The 16002-nt window shown below is 62.1% G+C and carries 16 protein-coding genes; 10 read left to right on the top strand and 6 right to left on the bottom strand.

The window, feature by feature from the left end; all coding sequences use genetic code 11:
• Positions 1-43: 43 nt before the first annotated feature.
• Positions 44-2197 carry a thioredoxin domain-containing protein gene (locus tag C481_RS13110; RefSeq protein WP_006109708.1) on the top strand — a complete coding sequence of 718 codons (2154 nt, stop codon included), beginning with the start codon at positions 44-46 and terminating at the stop codon, positions 2195-2197.
• A 70-nt stretch (positions 2198-2267) separates the two neighbouring features.
• On the opposite strand, the gene C481_RS13105 is transcribed toward C481_RS13110, so the two are convergent.
• Together C481_RS13105 and C481_RS13100 are read right to left on the bottom strand one after the other, a co-directional pair.
• Positions 2268-2741, bottom strand: coding sequence for an SHOCT domain-containing protein (locus C481_RS13105; protein WP_006109707.1), 474 nt, complete (start codon positions 2739-2741; stop codon positions 2268-2270).
• A 169-nt stretch (positions 2742-2910) separates the two neighbouring features.
• On the bottom strand, positions 2911-3279 hold the full coding sequence (locus C481_RS13100; protein WP_006109706.1) for a TlpA family protein disulfide reductase: 369 nt from the start codon (positions 3277-3279) through the stop codon (positions 2911-2913).
• Positions 3280-3422: 143 nt separating this feature from the next.
• Here C481_RS13100 and C481_RS13095 point away from each other — a divergent pair, with 143 nt between their 5' ends.
• The 3 genes from C481_RS13095 (at position 3423) to C481_RS13085 (ending at position 6431) form a co-directional block, all read left to right on the top strand.
• Positions 3423-4481: a Leu/Phe/Val dehydrogenase gene (locus C481_RS13095; RefSeq protein ID WP_006109705.1), complete on the top strand. Its 1059-nt coding sequence runs from the start codon at positions 3423-3425 to the stop codon at positions 4479-4481.
• A 110-nt stretch (positions 4482-4591) separates the two neighbouring features.
• Positions 4592-5656, top strand: coding sequence for a PLP-dependent cysteine synthase family protein (locus C481_RS13090; RefSeq protein ID WP_006109704.1), 1065 nt, complete (start codon positions 4592-4594; stop codon positions 5654-5656).
• Between the two features lie 70 nt (positions 5657-5726).
• Complete coding sequence (locus C481_RS13085; RefSeq protein WP_006109703.1) at positions 5727-6431, top strand: hypothetical protein; 705 nt, start codon at positions 5727-5729, stop codon at positions 6429-6431.
• 84 nt (positions 6432-6515) lie between these two features.
• Here C481_RS13085 and C481_RS13080 read toward each other — a convergent pair whose 3' ends face one another.
• On the bottom strand, positions 6516-7142 hold the full coding sequence (locus C481_RS13080) for a DUF5804 family protein (RefSeq protein ID WP_006109702.1): 627 nt from the start codon (positions 7140-7142) through the stop codon (positions 6516-6518).
• 106 nt (positions 7143-7248) lie between these two features.
• Positions 7249-8625 (bottom strand): allantoinase AllB, encoded by a 1377-nt coding sequence (gene allB, locus C481_RS13075; RefSeq protein WP_006109701.1) that lies wholly within the window; start codon positions 8623-8625, stop codon positions 7249-7251.
• A gap of 145 nt (positions 8626-8770) precedes the next feature.
• On the opposite strand from allB, the gene C481_RS13070 reads away from it, so the two are divergent.
• From C481_RS13070 to C481_RS22705, 5 genes are all read left to right on the top strand, one after another.
• Positions 8771-9856 (top strand): NAD-dependent epimerase/dehydratase family protein, encoded by a 1086-nt coding sequence (locus C481_RS13070; protein WP_006109700.1) that lies wholly within the window; start codon positions 8771-8773, stop codon positions 9854-9856.
• 239 nt (positions 9857-10095) lie between these two features.
• The gene (locus C481_RS13065) at positions 10096-10449 is read left to right on the top strand and encodes a hypothetical protein (RefSeq protein WP_006109699.1); all 354 of its coding nucleotides are present in this window, start codon (positions 10096-10098) and stop codon (positions 10447-10449) included.
• A gap of 242 nt (positions 10450-10691) precedes the next feature.
• On the top strand, positions 10692-11285 hold the full coding sequence (locus tag C481_RS13060; RefSeq protein WP_006109698.1) for a helix-turn-helix transcriptional regulator: 594 nt from the start codon (positions 10692-10694) through the stop codon (positions 11283-11285).
• 243 nt (positions 11286-11528) lie between these two features.
• Positions 11529-12776, top strand: a complete 1248-nt coding sequence (locus C481_RS23325; protein WP_449406455.1) for a DUF7282 domain-containing protein — start codon at positions 11529-11531, stop codon at positions 12774-12776.
• Positions 12773-13915 (top strand): hypothetical protein, encoded by a 1143-nt coding sequence (locus C481_RS22705; protein WP_006109696.1) that lies wholly within the window; start codon positions 12773-12775, stop codon positions 13913-13915. The genes C481_RS23325 and C481_RS22705 overlap by 4 nt, the downstream gene beginning before the upstream one ends.
• A gap of 264 nt (positions 13916-14179) precedes the next feature.
• Here C481_RS22705 and C481_RS13050 read toward each other — a convergent pair whose 3' ends face one another.
• Together C481_RS13050 and C481_RS13045 are read right to left on the bottom strand one after the other, a co-directional pair.
• A complete protein-coding gene (locus C481_RS13050) occupies positions 14180-14683 on the bottom strand; it encodes a DUF7344 domain-containing protein (RefSeq protein WP_006109695.1) in 504 nt (167 codons plus the stop codon).
• Between the two features lie 289 nt (positions 14684-14972).
• Complete coding sequence (locus C481_RS13045) at positions 14973-15143, bottom strand: DUF7563 family protein (RefSeq protein WP_006109694.1); 171 nt, start codon at positions 15141-15143, stop codon at positions 14973-14975.
• A gap of 421 nt (positions 15144-15564) precedes the next feature.
• Between C481_RS13045 and C481_RS13040 the strand changes: the two genes are divergently transcribed.
• Entirely contained in the window at positions 15565-15897 is a 333-nt protein-coding gene (locus tag C481_RS13040; protein ID WP_006109693.1) for a winged helix-turn-helix domain-containing protein, read from the top strand.
• Positions 15898-16002: the final 105 nt, after the last annotated feature.

Below are 16002 nucleotides of genomic sequence, written 5' to 3'. Positions count from 1 at the left end.
GCGGTACAGCGGGCTTTTAGGACTGCCAACCGTAGGCGAATCTATGGCTCAACCGACGCAGCGAAACCGCCTCGAGGACGAGGAGAGCCCCTATCTGCGCCAGCACGCGGACAACCCCGTCAACTGGCAACCCTGGGACGAACGGGCCCTCGAGACGGCTCGCGAGCACGACGTGCCTATCTTCCTCTCGATCGGCTACTCGGCGTGTCACTGGTGTCACGTCATGGCGGACGAAAGCTTCGCCGACGAGGCCGTCGCAGCGGAACTCAACGAGCACTTCGTTCCGATCAAGGTCGACCGCGAGGAGCGCCCCGATATCGACAGCATCTACATGACCGTCTGCCAGCTCGTCACCGGGCGCGGCGGCTGGCCCCTCTCGGCGTGGCTCACCCCCGAGGGCAAGCCCTTCTACGTCGGCACCTACTTTCCGAGGGAGGCAAAGCGAGGACAGCCCGGCTTTCTCGACGTTCTCGAAAACGTGACGAACTCGTGGGAGAGCGACCGCGAGGAAATCGAGAACCGCGCCGACCAGTGGACGGCAGCCGCAACGGATCGACTCGAGGAGACGCCGGATGCCGTCGGTGCGTCGCAGCCGCCGTCGAGCGACGTGCTCGAAGCGGCCGCAAACGCCTCCCTTCGGAGCGCGGACCGCGAGTTCGGCGGCTTCGGTTCCGACGGGCCGAAGTTCCCCCAGCCCTCGCGGCTCCGCGTTCTCGCCCGCGCCACGGACCGGACGGGGCGCGACGAGTTCAGCGAGGTCCTCGTCGAGACGCTCGACGCGATGGCGGCGGGCGGGCTCTACGACCACGTCGGCGGCGGCTTCCACCGCTACTGCGTCGATCGGGACTGGACGGTCCCTCACTTCGAGAAGATGCTGTACGATAACGCCGAGATTCCGCGGGCGTTCCTGCTCGGCTACCAGCAGACCGGCGACGAGCGCTACGCCGAGGTGGTCGCGGAGACGCTGGACTTCGTCGAGCGCGAACTGACTCACGACGCGGGAGGCTTTTTCAGCACGCTCGACGCCCAGAGCGAAGATCCCGAAACCGGCGAGCGCGAGGAGGGGGCGTTTTACGTCTGGACGCCCGACGAAGTCGAGGCCGCCGTGACGGACGAGACCGACGCCGAACTGTTCCGCTCCCGATACGACATCACCCAATCGGGCAATTTCGAGGGGACGAATCAACCGAACCGCGTCGCCTCGATCGACGAGTTGGCGGACCGGTTCGACCTGCCGGCGGACGAGGTCGAAGATCGCCTCGAGTCTGCCCGCCGGGACCTGTTTCAGGCGCGCGAACAGCGCCCGCGACCGAACCGCGACGAGAAGGTGCTCGCGGGCTGGAACGGTCTGATGATCGCGACCTGCGCCGAAGCAGCCCTGGTCCTCGGCGAGGACGACTACGCCGAGATGGCCACCGACGCACTCGCGTTCGTCCGCGAGCGACTCTGGGACGGCGACGAGAAGCGCCTCTCCCGGCGGTACAAGGATGACGACGTCGCCATCGACGGCTACCTCGAGGACTACGCCTTCCTCGCGCGGGGCGCACTCGGCTGCTACGAGGCGACCGGCGAGGTCGACCACCTCGCGTTCGCACTCGAACTCGCGCGCGTCATCGAGGCCGAGTTCTGGGACGAAGCGCAGGGGACGCTGTACTTCACGCCCGAGAGCGGCGAATCCCTCGTCACCCGCCCACAGGAACTGGGCGACCAGTCGACGCCCTCCGCCGCCGGTGTCGCGGTCGAGACGCTACTCCAACTCGACGGGTTCGCCGGTGAAAGCGGCGAGTTCGAACGGATAGCCACGACGGTGCTCGAAACCCACGCCAATCGCCTGGAGACGAACTCGCTCGAACACGCGACGCTCTGTCTCGCCGCCGACCGGCTCGAATCCGGCGCACTCGAAATTACGATCGCCGCGGACGAACTTCCCGAGGCGTTCGTCGAGCCGTTCGCCTCGCGCTACCTTCCCGATCGCCTGTTCGCGCGACGACCGGCGACCGACGACGAACTCGCGGCGTGGCTCGACGAACTCGAACTCGCAGACGAGCCGGCGATTTGGGCCGGACGAGCAACCAGAGACGGTGAGCCGACGCTGTACGTCTGTCGGGATCGGACGTGCTCGCCGCCGACGCACGATGTTGAGGAGGCACTCGAGTGGCTCGAGGACGGCAGGACGGAGACCGAAAGTCCGTTCTAGCGTCGACTCGTGTCGAGTCGGCGGTCGGTACCGTCGGGTCCAGGCTCGATGGTCGATCCCGAACCCGTCGCTATCGGTCAACTCCTCGCTCCTTGGCATCGTTCCCGTCCGTTCCGGCGAAATCCACTGACGCGTCCTGTCCGGTCGAGCGCCCGATATCGACCGCTCTCGATTTCCTCTCGCTACTATCGTTCGGTCTGTCCCTGCCGCGCTCGAACGCGTCGTCTGCCTCCAGCAATCGACTGAGTCGATGTTCGAACTCGTCCTCGCCGAGTTCGCCGCTTGCATACCGGTGTTTGAGTTCGTCGAGTGCATCGCGCTCGCGCGTCGGCGCTGGCGTCTCGCGCTCGCTACCGAGGGCCGCTGCGATCTCGTCGCCCCAGAACAGCAGTATCGGCGTCAGCAGAAACCAGCCGACGATGGCAATCGCGCCGGAGAACAACTCGAATCCGGCGACCCCCGCGAGACTGATGAGCGCGAGCGTCACGATCGAGACCAGGAGCCAGAGCTCCTCCGCCACGAATCGCTGAAGCCGGCTCTCCATACTGTCCCCTCGTTCGCTAGACACATATACGCTCCTGAACTCTCACACAGGGCGGCGACGCAAAGAACTCCAGCGGACTCCGTTTCGCTCGCACCGTCGGATGGGGCCGTTTCTCGCTCGTGTCCCGCCAGCACCTTCCGGCGCGTCTGCCACCTTTATCGGCTATCGCCTATCGCTCGTCGTCGATCCGCTCGGCCAGCCAGATCGCCGGCGGCACGTCTTCCTCCTCGACGAAGCGAGTCACTTCGTCGCCGTCCTCAGTTTCGACGACGATCGTCGGAATGAACTCGATGTCGTACTCGTCGACGCCGGGGCCTTGCTTGTCCTCGTCGACGGCGACCTCGTCGATTCGCTCCTCGGGGACGCCCGCCGCGTCGAGGGCAGCCCCGAAGTCCGGCAGGAGTCGGCGACAATCCTTACACCAGTCTCCGCCCCAGACCGCGTATACCAGGTCGTCGTGTGCTTCCAGGGTATCGACCGCGTCCTCGTAGGAGGCGGCGTCCCACGCGGGATTCGGCTGCATGGTTTCGAGACTCATACGCACGGATTGGGAACCGAGATGCTTAACGGCCGTGTTTCCGACAGGCATTGGGGCTGCGGAGGCGGACAGACCTGACACGCGACAGATGCGACCCGCGCCGAGTCGGTGGTATTTTCACACCAAACACAAGCGTTATCAGTATGGTATTCGATTCGATCGCCGCGCCGGGCCACGAGCAGGTATCGTATTTTTCCGATCCGGAGACGGGATTGCGGGCCATCATCGCGATTCACGACACCAGTCTCGGCCCGAGCCTCGGCGGGACGCGTATTCTCGACTACGAGTCCGAAGACGCCGCACTGACGGACGTGCTCCGTCTTTCAGAGGCGATGACCTATAAAGCAGCCGCCGCCGATCTGCCGCTTGGCGGCGGGAAAGCAGTCATCGTCGGCGACCCGGCCGAGGTCAAAACCGAAGACGCGCTCGAGGCCTACGGCCGCGCCGTCGACTGTCTCGGCGGGCGGTATATCACCTCGGTCGACATCAACTCCGGAGCCGAAGAAATGGACATCGTCGCCCGCGAAACCGACCACGTCGTCGGCGGCAGCGACGGGCTAGGCAACCCCTCCGAAGTCACGGCACACGGCGTCTTCCACGGTATCCGTTCCTGCGCCGAACACGTCTACGGCACCGATTCGTCGGGCGACCTCGACGTCGTCGTCCAGGGGCTTGGCAAGGTCGGCTATCTACTCGCCGAAGAACTCCTCGAACACGGCGCGTCCGTGACGATTTCCGACGTGAACCGGGACGCTATCGACGAGTTGACCGCGGTCCACGATGTCGATGTCGTCGCACCGGATTCGGTCTACGAGCAGCCGTGCGATGTCTTCGCTCCCTGCGCGATCGGCGGCGTCGTCAACGACGAGACGATCGACCAACTCGAGTGCGACATCGTCGCCGGCTCCGCGAACAACGTCCTCGCGGAGCGGCGTCACGCCGACGAACTCGCCGCGCGGGATATCCTCTACGCGCCCGATTACGTGATCAACGCGGGCGGGCTGATCACCGTCGGCAAGGAACACCTCGGCGGCACCTACGACGAGGCCTACGCGGAGGCCGAAGCGATCGGCGATCGCCTCGGCGAGATGATCGACCGCGCCGAAACCGACGACTGCACGGTCCTCGATGCGGCAGACGCCTACGCCCAAGAGCGAATCGACGCGTCCGAGACGGTGACGCCTGCGCTGCCGTCGAACTGACGCCCTACGGACCGGAGATAGCGACCCTATCACCGGGCGTGAACGTCACCACCGGCACGTCCTGCCTGTGTCCAGCACGGGTTTATGTCTCGACTCCATACCCTGGTCTAATGAAGGGAAGCATCCTGGACACCGTCGGCTCGCCGCTCGTCCAGGTCGACTCACCGGATGGGGCAACCGTCGCCGCAAAAGTCGAATCCTTTAATCCGGGAGGCTCGGCCAAGGACCGCCCGGCCCGCGAGATGATCCGTACGGCCGAACGCGAGGGCGCGATCGAACCCGGCGACTGGCTCGTCGAACCGACGAGCGGAAACACCGGCATCGGTCTCGCGCTCGTCGCCGCCGCCCGCGGCTACGACCTCACCATCGTCATGCCCGCCTCCAAATCCGAGGAACGCCGCCGCGTCATGGCCGCCTACGGCGCCGAACTCGAACTCGTCGACGGCGAGATGGAAGACGCCCGCGAACGCGCGACCGAACTCGCGGCGCAGGGCGCGGTTCAGCTCGGCCAGTTCGAGAATCCGGCCAATCCGAAGGCACACTACCAGACANGCGCGACCGAACTCGCGGCGCAGGGCGCGGTTCAGCTCGGCCAGTTCGAGAATCCGGCCAATCCGAAGGCACACTACCAGACGACCGGAGCCGAGATTCTAGAACAGGTCGGCGACCGCGAAATCGACGCGTTCGTCGCCGGCGTCGGCACCGGTGGCACGCTTTCGGGAACCGGGCGCCGACTCCGCGAAGCGTTCCCCGAGATGGATATCATCGCCGTCGAGCCGGAACGGAACGCCGTCCTCTCGACCGGCGAGTCCGGCGAGGACGAGTTCCAGGGCATGGGTCCGGGATTCGTCAGCGACAACCTCGATCTGGACCTGGTCGACCGCGTCGAGACGGTCAGACTGGAAGACGCCGAGGACGAGTGTCGCCGCCTCGCCCGCGAGGAGGGCGTTCTCGTCGGGCAGTCGAGCGGCGCGACGAGTCTGGTTTCGAACAGAATCGCCACCGAAATCGCCGACCCCGCCGGTGGGTGTCCGGAAATCCCGGACGCGTTCGATCGCCAGCAGCCGGCGACACCGGAACCGGACGGCGGCGCGGATGTCGCGGACTGTCCGCTCGTCGTGACGGTCTTCTGGGACAGCGGCGAACGGTACCTGTCGACCGGACTGTTCGGGTAACGCGTAGCCAAAGTCGCTCTTTCACCTAGGGTAATCATCTTTATCCGGCCCGATGTAGGACGGCATAGCAATGTCACCACCCTCCAGACGGACGCTCCTCGGTAGCACCGCAGGACTGCTCGCACTCACAGCCGGCTGTGTCGCGAACAACAGCGACGATAACGACGATCCGGATCCCGGTTCGGGGTCCAACTCCGACGGGAACGGGAACGAAAACGGAAACGAGTCGGCGAACGGGAACGAGAGCGACGATACCGAGAACGGTGAGGACGAACTGGCTACGGAAACCCATCAGTACCAACAGCCGACACCTTCCGACAATCCCACGATCGAGTACGTACACTCGCGCGACGACGCCGACGACTGGCTCGCCGGCCGCGATGTCGGCGAGGACACGACCCGATTCGTCGACGACACCGAGTTCGAGAACTCGAGACTCGTTTCGATTGAGGCTGGAGCCCCGAACCCCTGCACCGAGCTGGCTATCGACTCGGTCGAACTCTCGGACGACGTATTGACGGTCGAAGCGACGGTTACTGATCAGCAATCGCCGGAAAAGGCTTGCGCCCAGCAGGAGGTAACCGTCGGCGCGCTCGTTCGCGCCACCTTCCCTGATGAACCGACGATGAAACTCTCGGTGACAGTCGTCGATCGAAACGGGGACGAATACAGCCAGAGTATGGCTTCGGGGAGCGGTAGCGCGAGTTCATCCACGTCTGTCACCGGATCAGATACTGCTTCGGAGGCGGAATCGGAGACAGAGACGGAGGAGTGAGTCTGTCAGTTCGTCTCCACTGATTCGTTCTCTTGCACATCCGAAACGCGCGATTCTCGCGTTCGGAACCGATCACAACCGAGTTCAGGGCGAGTGTTCGGCTTCGGTGAGCCGAACGACGAGCGTCGAGTCGACATCCCTGAGATCGTACTCTGGCAGCGTCCCGTCCGTTCGGCGGACGTAGAGCGGTTCGACGAGCCGCCGCGTTTGCGGTTGGCGGGGGGGTGGTGACGTTTCATCGGCTGTGACAGCTGTTTCGGCTGCTTTGGCTGATTCGGCGGCTTCGGTTGTGGCGGTTCTCCCAGCGGTTTCAGTCATCTCCGTCTCGGATTCGTCCGCTTGCGCTGGCTCCGATGCCGATGCACCCGCCGGTTCGGCCCGTTCGACGCCGTAGATCTTACAGAATTCGGCGGTTTCGTCCGGCTCGATCGCCCCGTTTCGCAGTTCCGTCGCGAGTTCACGCGAGAGCCATTCGTCTTCGCTCACGCTGGGGTCCTGGACGAGCGCTGCGTCGACGAAGCGAGTGAGATACCAGTCGAGATCGTTGAGCAGGGAGACGGCGGCGCCGACGCTGACGGTTCGCAGGGCGATCGTGTTTTCGAAGGGGCGTCGGAGATCGTAAGTCGTCAGGGCCTCGCGAGCGGTCTCGCGGGAGAGGAGTTCGTACTGGAGGGTACAGTCGTCGGTCCCGATGAGACAGACACGGGTCACTGTCAGACAGTGTGGCCGGTTCGGTAATGTCGGTTTCGGCTTTGCGATGCGGGCCGCACGTGCTGTCTTCGAGCGATGGCTTCGCGCAACGGAAACGGCGCCCGCACTAGTCGCCGTCGTTCACGTCGACTCGCGTCCCGTATCCGGATTCGCCGACGACTTCCTGATCGTCGTAGACGAACTCGCCGCGGACGACCGTCGCGACCGCGTCGCCGGTGAACGTCTCGCCGACGAAGGGCGTGACGCAGTTCTTCGAATGGAGGTCGTCGCGGTCTTCGAGCGTCCACTCGCGGTCGGGGTCGACGATCGTAAAGTCCGCGTCCGTACCGACCTGTAACGATCCTTTCTGGGGGTACATTCCCCAAACTTGCGCCGGACGGACCGCGTGTCGGCGGACCCACTCCTCGAGCGTGAGCCGTCCCTGATCGACGAAGGTGAGCAACGCGGGAATCTCGGTTTCGAGGCCGACGAAGCCGGAGATGGCGTCCCAGGTGTTGCCGAACGGATCGTCGACTTTCTTCTCTTCGGGAGTGTGCGGGGCGTGATCCGTCGCGATACAGTCGATTGCGCCCTCGTCCATGCCGACCTCCCAGAGTCGGTCGCGCTCGTCGGCGTCCCGGATCGGCGGCTGGATGCGCGCGGGATTCCCGACGTCGCGCATGACGTCCTCGGTGAACCAGAGGTAGTGCGGCGTCGTTTCCGCGGTCACGTCGACGCCGCGGGCTTTCCCGCGAGCGACGGCTTCGGCGGCCGATCCCGAGGAGACGTGGAACATGTGGATCTTCGCGCCGGTTTCGTCGGCGAACGTGATCATCCGCTCGACCGCCTCTTGCTCGGCGATGACGGGCCGGGAGTGAGAGTGGTCGATCGGGTCGGTCTTGCCGTCCGCCTTGAACTGCGCCGTGTAGTGATCGATGATCTCCCCGTTTTCCTCGTGGAAACCGAGTCGTTTGCCGGTCTCGCGGATGCGCTTCATCGCCTCCAGGATCTCGCCGTCGTTCGGCGGCGGCACGTCGCCGACGGTGGAGCCGAGGAAAATCTTGTAGCCGAGCGCACCGGCCTCGTCGAGCGCCGGAATCCGATCGAGGTTTTCCGAGGTGACGACGACGTAGCTCTGGAAATCGACGTGTGCCGAGGCCTCGCCGCGCTCGAACTTCAATTCGAGGTGGTCGGGCCGGTCGATCACCGGGTCGGTATTTGGCATTCCGACGACGGTCGTGACACCACCTGCGGCGGCCGCGCGCGTCGCGGACTCCCAGTCTTCCTTGTATTCGAGACCCGGCTCGCGGTTGTGAATGTGACAGTCGACGATTCCGGGAACGAGGACGTTGCCCTCGCCGTCGACGACGCGGTCGGCGTCGGGGAGGCGGTCGCTCCGGCCGACGGCGACGATGGTTCCGTCCTCGACGGCGACCCCCGAGTTCGGCGACCGTCCGGCGGGCGTGACGACGGTGCAGTTTCGCACGACGAGGTCGACGCTCATAGGTGCCGTAGCGTTGCCGAGGCGAGCGCATATAGCTTCTGTCTCTCCTACTCGAGTTCGGCGCGTCCTCGGCTGCGGTGTAGGCTCCGTGTACGGCGGCGGTACGAGTGCTATACTAAACCGAGCGGCCGTCCTCGCAGGAGTAATGACCTCGCCAGCGATCCGCGACAGCACAGTCCTCGTAACCGGTGGTGCGGGGTTCATCGGGAGCCATCTCGTCGGTGCGTTGGCTCCGCACAACGAGGTTCGCGTGCTCGATAACTTCTCGACTGGCTCTCGGGAGTATCTTCCGCCCGCGCCCGCGTCGGCGTCGGTCTCCGGATCGACATCGGCCTCAGCATCGGAATCACCAGCAACATCGTCTGAGACAGCCGATTCGACGACTGTCCACGACAACGTCACCGTAATCGACGGCGACATCGGCGACCCCATGGCGCTCCAGCGAGCCGCCCGCGGCGTCGATCTAATCTTCCACCAGGCCGCTCTCGTCAGCGTCTCCCGAAGCGTCGACGCGCCAAGACGGAGCAACGAGACGAATCTCGACGCCAGTCTCCTCGTCTTGGAGCAGGCTCGCCAGGAAGACGCACGGGTCGTCGTCGCCTCGAGTGCCGCGGTCTACGGCCACCCCGACGAACTCCCGATCTCCGAAACCGCGTCGACGGACCCGAACTCTCCCTACGGAATCCAGAAACTCGCCCTCGATCAGTACACCCGCCGCTACGCTGAACTCTACGACCTGCCCACCGTTTCGCTCCGCTACTTCAACGCCTACGGCCCGCGCCAGCAAGGCCCCTACAGCGGCGTCATCTCCACGTTCCTCGACCAGGCGCGGGCGGACAACCCGATCACCATCGACGGTAACGGTGAACAGACCCGGGACTTCATTCACGTTTCCGACATCGTCCGGGCAAACCTGCAAGCGGCGACGACCGACGCCGTCGGCACCGCCTACAACATCGGCACCGGCGAACGCACGTCGATCCGCGACCTCGCCGAACTCGTTCGGGATGCGGTCGGCTCCACCGCCCCGATCGTCCACCGAGAACCCCGACCCGGCGACATCAGACACAGCGGCGCAGATATCTCCAAGGCGCGCCGTGAACTCGAGTTCGAGGCGCAGGTGAGCCTCGAGTCGGGGATTCGGTCTCTCGTCCAGGAAACCGACCGGTCCACGACGAGTTCACAGCAGGCGGCGATGGCGGCACAGCACGAGCAGTATTCACAGGAGTGATTAGACACCGAGAGAGCGAGAAGAGAGTGCAGTTGCAATCGAGACGAGGTCGAGCGGGGAGTGGCAAACTGACAACTGCTCCCCGATAACGCCTCGTCTTCGTTACGAAGGAACGGCGTAATTTCCCGGAAGAACCGGCGCAAACGCCGACGAGCGGCGTATTGATAGACGGATTAATTGTGCTGTCCAGTTCGTGTAGGTGAGTGATAACTATCGGTATGGGGAGCCTCACTCAGTCTATGATCGAGAACCTCATCGTGTTCGCGGTTAGCCTGCTCATCGGCGCGCTCGGCATCTTCCTCGGTGCCAGGTTCGTCGTCGACACGGACGACTACACGTACGCGTTCATCACCGCGTTGATCGGGGCAGTCGTCTGGGCGGTCGTCGGATTCTTCCTCGGCTGGATTCCGTTGCTCGGCCCGCTCCTGGTATTCGTCGCGTATCTTGCTGTGATCAACGCCCGCTATCCCGGCGGCTGGGTCGATGCAATCGCGATCACGATCATCGCCTGGATCTCCGTCCTGGTCATCCTGTACGTCCTCGCGGTCCTCGGCATCACCGGTTTCGAGGCCGCCGGCGTCCCGGGCAGCTGATGGCGAGACGGGCGTCGGCTCTTGCTGGCTTCCGCTCACGCGTCGACCTTTCAGTCGGATCATCGTTCGCTGGTAAAACCGAATTACCGACGACTATGGGATCCCTCGAAACCGGACAGAGACGGCTCAGTATCGCGTCGGATTCCCGCACACACCACTTTCTGTGATATACTTACCAAGTAATAACAATACATGACCCATAAAAAATACTTTGAAGGCGGGTGTCGACGGTTCAGAAACGAGTGAGCGAGTCTTCGTTCGTCGTCATCATGAGCATCCACTTTCCCACCACCGTATCCGACGCGGGACTGCTTCGCTCGGCCAGCGACCACGCCGCGGTCGCTGAACGCGTCGGATTCGAGCCGACTTTTTCTGCAGTGCCGCTTCAGACAAGCAGTGGTGCCCATCTCGCAGCACTCCTCGGATTGCTCCTCTTGACCGCCCTGGGCACTATCCTCGTGGCTCGAGACCGGTTACAGAATCGCAGGACCGACAGCTACGGCGACACCTCCGAACGCGATTACGACCACGACAGCGAGCACGGACCCGGCTCCAATCGCCGACAGAAGCACAACCCCAACTACGACTCCCACCGCGACGAGTTCATGACCGACCAGGAGCGGGTCCACAAACTCATCCGCGAGAACGGGGGGCGCATGAAACAGTCCCGCATCGTCGATTCGGTCGACTGGTCGAAAGCGAAGGTGAGCCGGCTGCTGGCTGAACTCGAGGAAGACGATCAGGTTACCAAGCTACGGCTGGGGCGGGAGAATTTGGTCTGTTTGCCGGGGCACGAGCCGACGGCGTCGAAGTCGCCGGAGCAGTCGAACGAGTAGCATATTGCACATCGCGTATCATGTGTCATATGTCATAGTATATGATTCCGAGTAATGTGTGGCGAATCGGGTAACACTAAAGCGAAACAACAGGTACGGCGAATGGCGAACGGCGACTGGTGTCGTTGTGGTTCCCAATCCGTCCTTTCTGCGGGCGGCGGGATTGGCGTGTCTGGCGTCAGGAACGCGTAGTGTACAGTTTCCTGCCGAAATGGTTGTGGCGGTTTAAGCGCCACTCCAGCGATGAACGAGTGCCTTCAACGGCACACTATGAACGTACGCAAGAAGCTACTCGTACTGCTCATCACACTGATGATGATAACCTCGGGTGTTGCGATGGTTGCGGGGGCAACATCGGCAGCGAGTGCCAGTGGGAACACGAGTGACCAGGCACACGAGGAGAGCAGTAACGAGGGAGAGACAGCAACTGAGACGACAGCGTCGGAGACAGAGATGAATTCGGGGGCGACAGACGAGACGGAAGCCACCGATGAGACGGGAACGAACGGCGATGCAGAAGCCGGCAATAATGTGAGTGACGACGGACCGGCACAGACGGCAACGGTGACCTTCGAAGATCAGACGACGGCGGGCGAGACGGTCGTCGTGGAGGAGGCAACGCTTCCTGACGGGGGCTTCGTGACGATTCACAACAGTAGCCTTCTCGTTGGAGAAGCTATCGATAGCGTGATCGGTACGTCAGCATACCTCGAACCAGGGACGCACGAGAACATCGAGATTACGCTCGACGAGCCGCTTACCGAGGACGAAACGCTGGTCGCCATGCCGCACCTCGACACGAACGACAACCAGGAGTACGACTTTGTGGAGACTGACGGTCAAGAGGATGGTCCGTACGTCACCGATGCAGGCGACGCCGTAACTGCTGAGGCAGTTGTAACGGTCGAAGCAAACGGAACGGCCGACAACGGCGCTGCTGAGATGCCAGCTAACGACACCGAGTCGGGAGACGAGCAGCCGGCAGCTAACGAATCGGCCGCCGATGCACCTGAAGACGATCAGCCAGCGAACGAAACGCCTACAGCTGAGCAGCCGGCGGATGACGAACCGACGGATGACCAACCGGTCACCGATCAACCAGCCGACACCACCGCTGGCGATGGTGAACTCACCGTCACGATCAACCGGGCGACCCTTGTCGCACACGGCTTCGAGTGCAGTGACGACGACGCCATGTCCGACGAGAAACAGATCGAAGTGACGATCGAACAGCCAACGATCGCCTCGATCGGTCCAGGCGGAATGGAGTCGTCCATGGGCGACCATGCCGGTGACGGTGCGATGCAGCCGGACGGTGAAAACGAAACGGCTGCGGACACTGAGACAGACACCGAAACCGACACTGAAACTGAAACGACCACCGAGACTGAAACTGACACCGAGACGACTACCNCCCGCTCAGAGATGTGTATAAGAGACAGATCTTCGTCCTACTCCACAGCGCAGACGACCTGCCGGCGGACGAGATGACTAACGGTAACCAGAGCGAGATCACGATCGAGCGTGCGACGATCCTCGTCCTCGTTCAGGGACTCGATTCAGCGGGTGACGAACAGGTCGACACCACTGAATCCGAGGACGAAATGGATGTCGACACCGAAACCGACACTGATACCACCACTGACGCTGACACCGAAACCGACACTAACACCACCACCGACGACACCAACGACACTGAACTCGGCGACGAAAACGAGACGGTCGAGACGGATACCGAAACTCACGCCAACAACAGTGAGTCCGAAACCGCGTGCTGTGGCGCTGAAGACGGCGCGATGAACGAGACGGACACGACCACTGAAACTGAGTCATCGGAAACCAACGATACTGAACACGAACACGAGGAGAACGACACGACTGCTGCCGTCGAAAACGAGTCTGACGAAGCTGCCACGGAAGAGACGTGCTGTGATACTGGGGACGGCGCGATGAACGAGACGGAGACGAACGAGACCGAATCCCTGGAGACGGACGACGAGACTATTGAGACGGAGCCGTCGGAGGAGCGAGACGACGCCGCTGACGATGAGCACGACAACGCAACCGATGAACCAGCGGTCGGAGATGCCGATGCCGGTGAACACGAGATAACCATCGAACAGGCGACCATTTTCGTCTTCAGTGCTGACGGTGCTGATACTGGGGTCGAGAACGGTACCGACACCGGTGAGGACGGCTATGAGACGGATACCGAGACCGATTCGGCGGCGGCTGATACCAATGCTACTGACGACGGTATCGAAGACGACAATGGTGTCGCGGAGAACGACTCCACGACGACCGGCATCGAGGACTCGGACAATGCGAGTACCGAGACTGAGACTGAGGCCGAGAACGGCGTTGAATCGACGGATACCGAAGCGGACGACACGGACGACTACAACGATACCGAGACCAACGGCGATACTGACGATGCGATGACTGACGATACCAACACGGAGACCGACACTGACACCGACACCAGTGACGACTCCGAGATCTCCGTTACGATCGAGCAGGCAACCATCATTGTTGCCAGTATGCATGACTCAGGAATGGACGACATGATGACGAGTTCAGCAGCCGAGGAGTCGGGACCGAGCGCGAACGTGGCTACGGCGCTCGCGTAAGTCGGAAGTGCTGTCAGTCGCCGATTTTTTGTTTTGCGCGGATCAGGTGCAGGTGCTATCGTGAGAGCGAGCGTGGTAGTGTCGTCTCTGTTGTGCCGAGAGCGATAGTTGTAGGGAGTGAAAACGGGTCAGAGAGACAGTGTAGGTGGGTTTCATTACGGTGTTGGGTACGGCGGGCGTTGAGAGTAGCGAGCATTGAGTACGGCTGGCAAGCGGGTACTTGCTGGCGGGAGGACGAGGAGCGGCGGTGTGAGTGGCAGTCGTTTAAGCGAAGAGTCGGTAGAGGCTGCTCACGGCGATGGCAACTAGAATGAGGACGCTCCAGAGGACGGGATCGAGACTGGAAAGCAGCGGGAGGTCGAGACCGGTGAGGACGATGAGGCCGAGGCCGAGGACGCAGGCGGCAAGGTGGAGTTGAAGAACTCGGGTGTGATCACCATCGTGGCCGTCGATGTAGGTGATAACGTCCTCGAAGTTTGGTCCCGGTTGGATCGTTTTGGTATCTGAATCGTACTCGATGACTGCATCTTCCTCGAGTTGAGGGAGATGTGTCTGTTGGAGGGAGACGTAGACGCTTTTGTACAGATTGTTCGGCACTGACGTCGTTTCGGACTCGGTGGCGGCGATTTCGGTCGCGATGTCCGAGACATCGACCTGTCCGGATTGGTGTGCGAGTAGTTGGACGATTGCTCGCCGTCTGTCGTTGCCAAGGATGTGAAAGACCTCGCTTTCTGCGAGCGACTCGGGACGACTCCTCTGGACAGACATTGCTTATGTAACAGTTTGTTGTCGTGTCTCGACGCACAGTCCATCATCGTCTCTCATGCACGTCCTCCACTTTGCTGACCACTGACTTTAACCTGCGGTATTAGTTGTTATATGAATACAGTCGGAATCATCCGGCGGTGAATGCGGTCTAGATGGTACGGATGGCAGGATAACGCGATCACAATCAGATTTCCACACTGGATTGAATTTTATCAAGGACGGACAACTGAGATAAAAGACGGACGTAGTTCGACCGATTCTGGTCGTGTCTCGGCGGGCAGTCGCGAAGTCAGTCGGACTCGGAACCGGGAAGGTGGCCACCGGATTGCATCTCACGATATGTTGTACAGGCCGGACAGCCGTGGACGATGTCGCCGTTGTCGCCGAAGACGCGGGCGAACTGTTGGGTGACGTGTGTATCGCAGTTTCGACAGCGGGCACCTGCGGTCGACGATTCCATCGGTCGCCAGTTTTGGTGTGGAGAGTTCATGGGTGGATGGTGTATATGGGAGCGGTTTAGCGCATTCGAACCGAGGGGGGTAGATCCGAATAAAGGACTGCGACTGTTCACTCTCGTCGGTGGATCTGTGCTGGAGAAATACGCAGTTTCCCGCCGGATAGCGCCGCTCTTCGGATATCCTGGGCGTTCTGTTCGCAATCGATTCAGGTCGACCTCAACCCGAATTTGGATCGGTTAGACTGCGTTCGGTGGGAATCGACGCTGTGTCCGAGTATCTCGCCGATCGAAAGGGCCGATTTCGATATCGAAACCCCATGTTTCGCGCCGGAATGCGTGACTTTCCGTCCCGAAGGCACATCGTTATAAAATACCGCTTTCGCTTACCAATTTGATTGCTGGACCATACCAGGTGAGTACGACGATGTCCACGAAAGCGAGTAATACCCAATCGAACCCGGCGACTGAGTCGACAGTCCAACTCGACGTTCTCGGCGACGAATGTGCGCGGACGATCCTCGTCGCAACGAGTTCAGGACCGAAGACGGCGAAGGAATTGACTGATCGAACTGATAGCTCGTCCGCGACGGTGTACCGACGGATAAATAATTTGCTCGAGGGCGATCTCCTCGCCGAATGCGTTCGGTTCGAGGACGACGGATCGCACACGACGGCGTACGAGGCAACCGTTGAACAGGTGCGCGTCCGGATCGACGACGAGGGTATCGATGTCGCACTCTCTGTGACGGACGAGTGACGGAGTATGCGCGGCGGTGTATGCGTGCGTTTGTCATTCGCGCGTTCGTGATGGTGAGGTGACGCTAATTGGAGAAAACGCAGACAAGCCGATATTCAGGGTTCT

The organism is Natrialba asiatica DSM 12278, assembly GCF_000337555.1.
GTDB lineage: Archaea > Halobacteriota > Halobacteria > Halobacteriales > Natrialbaceae > Natrialba > Natrialba asiatica.
The sequence above is the reverse complement of the archived record's forward strand: the minus strand, read 5'-3'. Positions and strand labels throughout refer to the sequence as shown.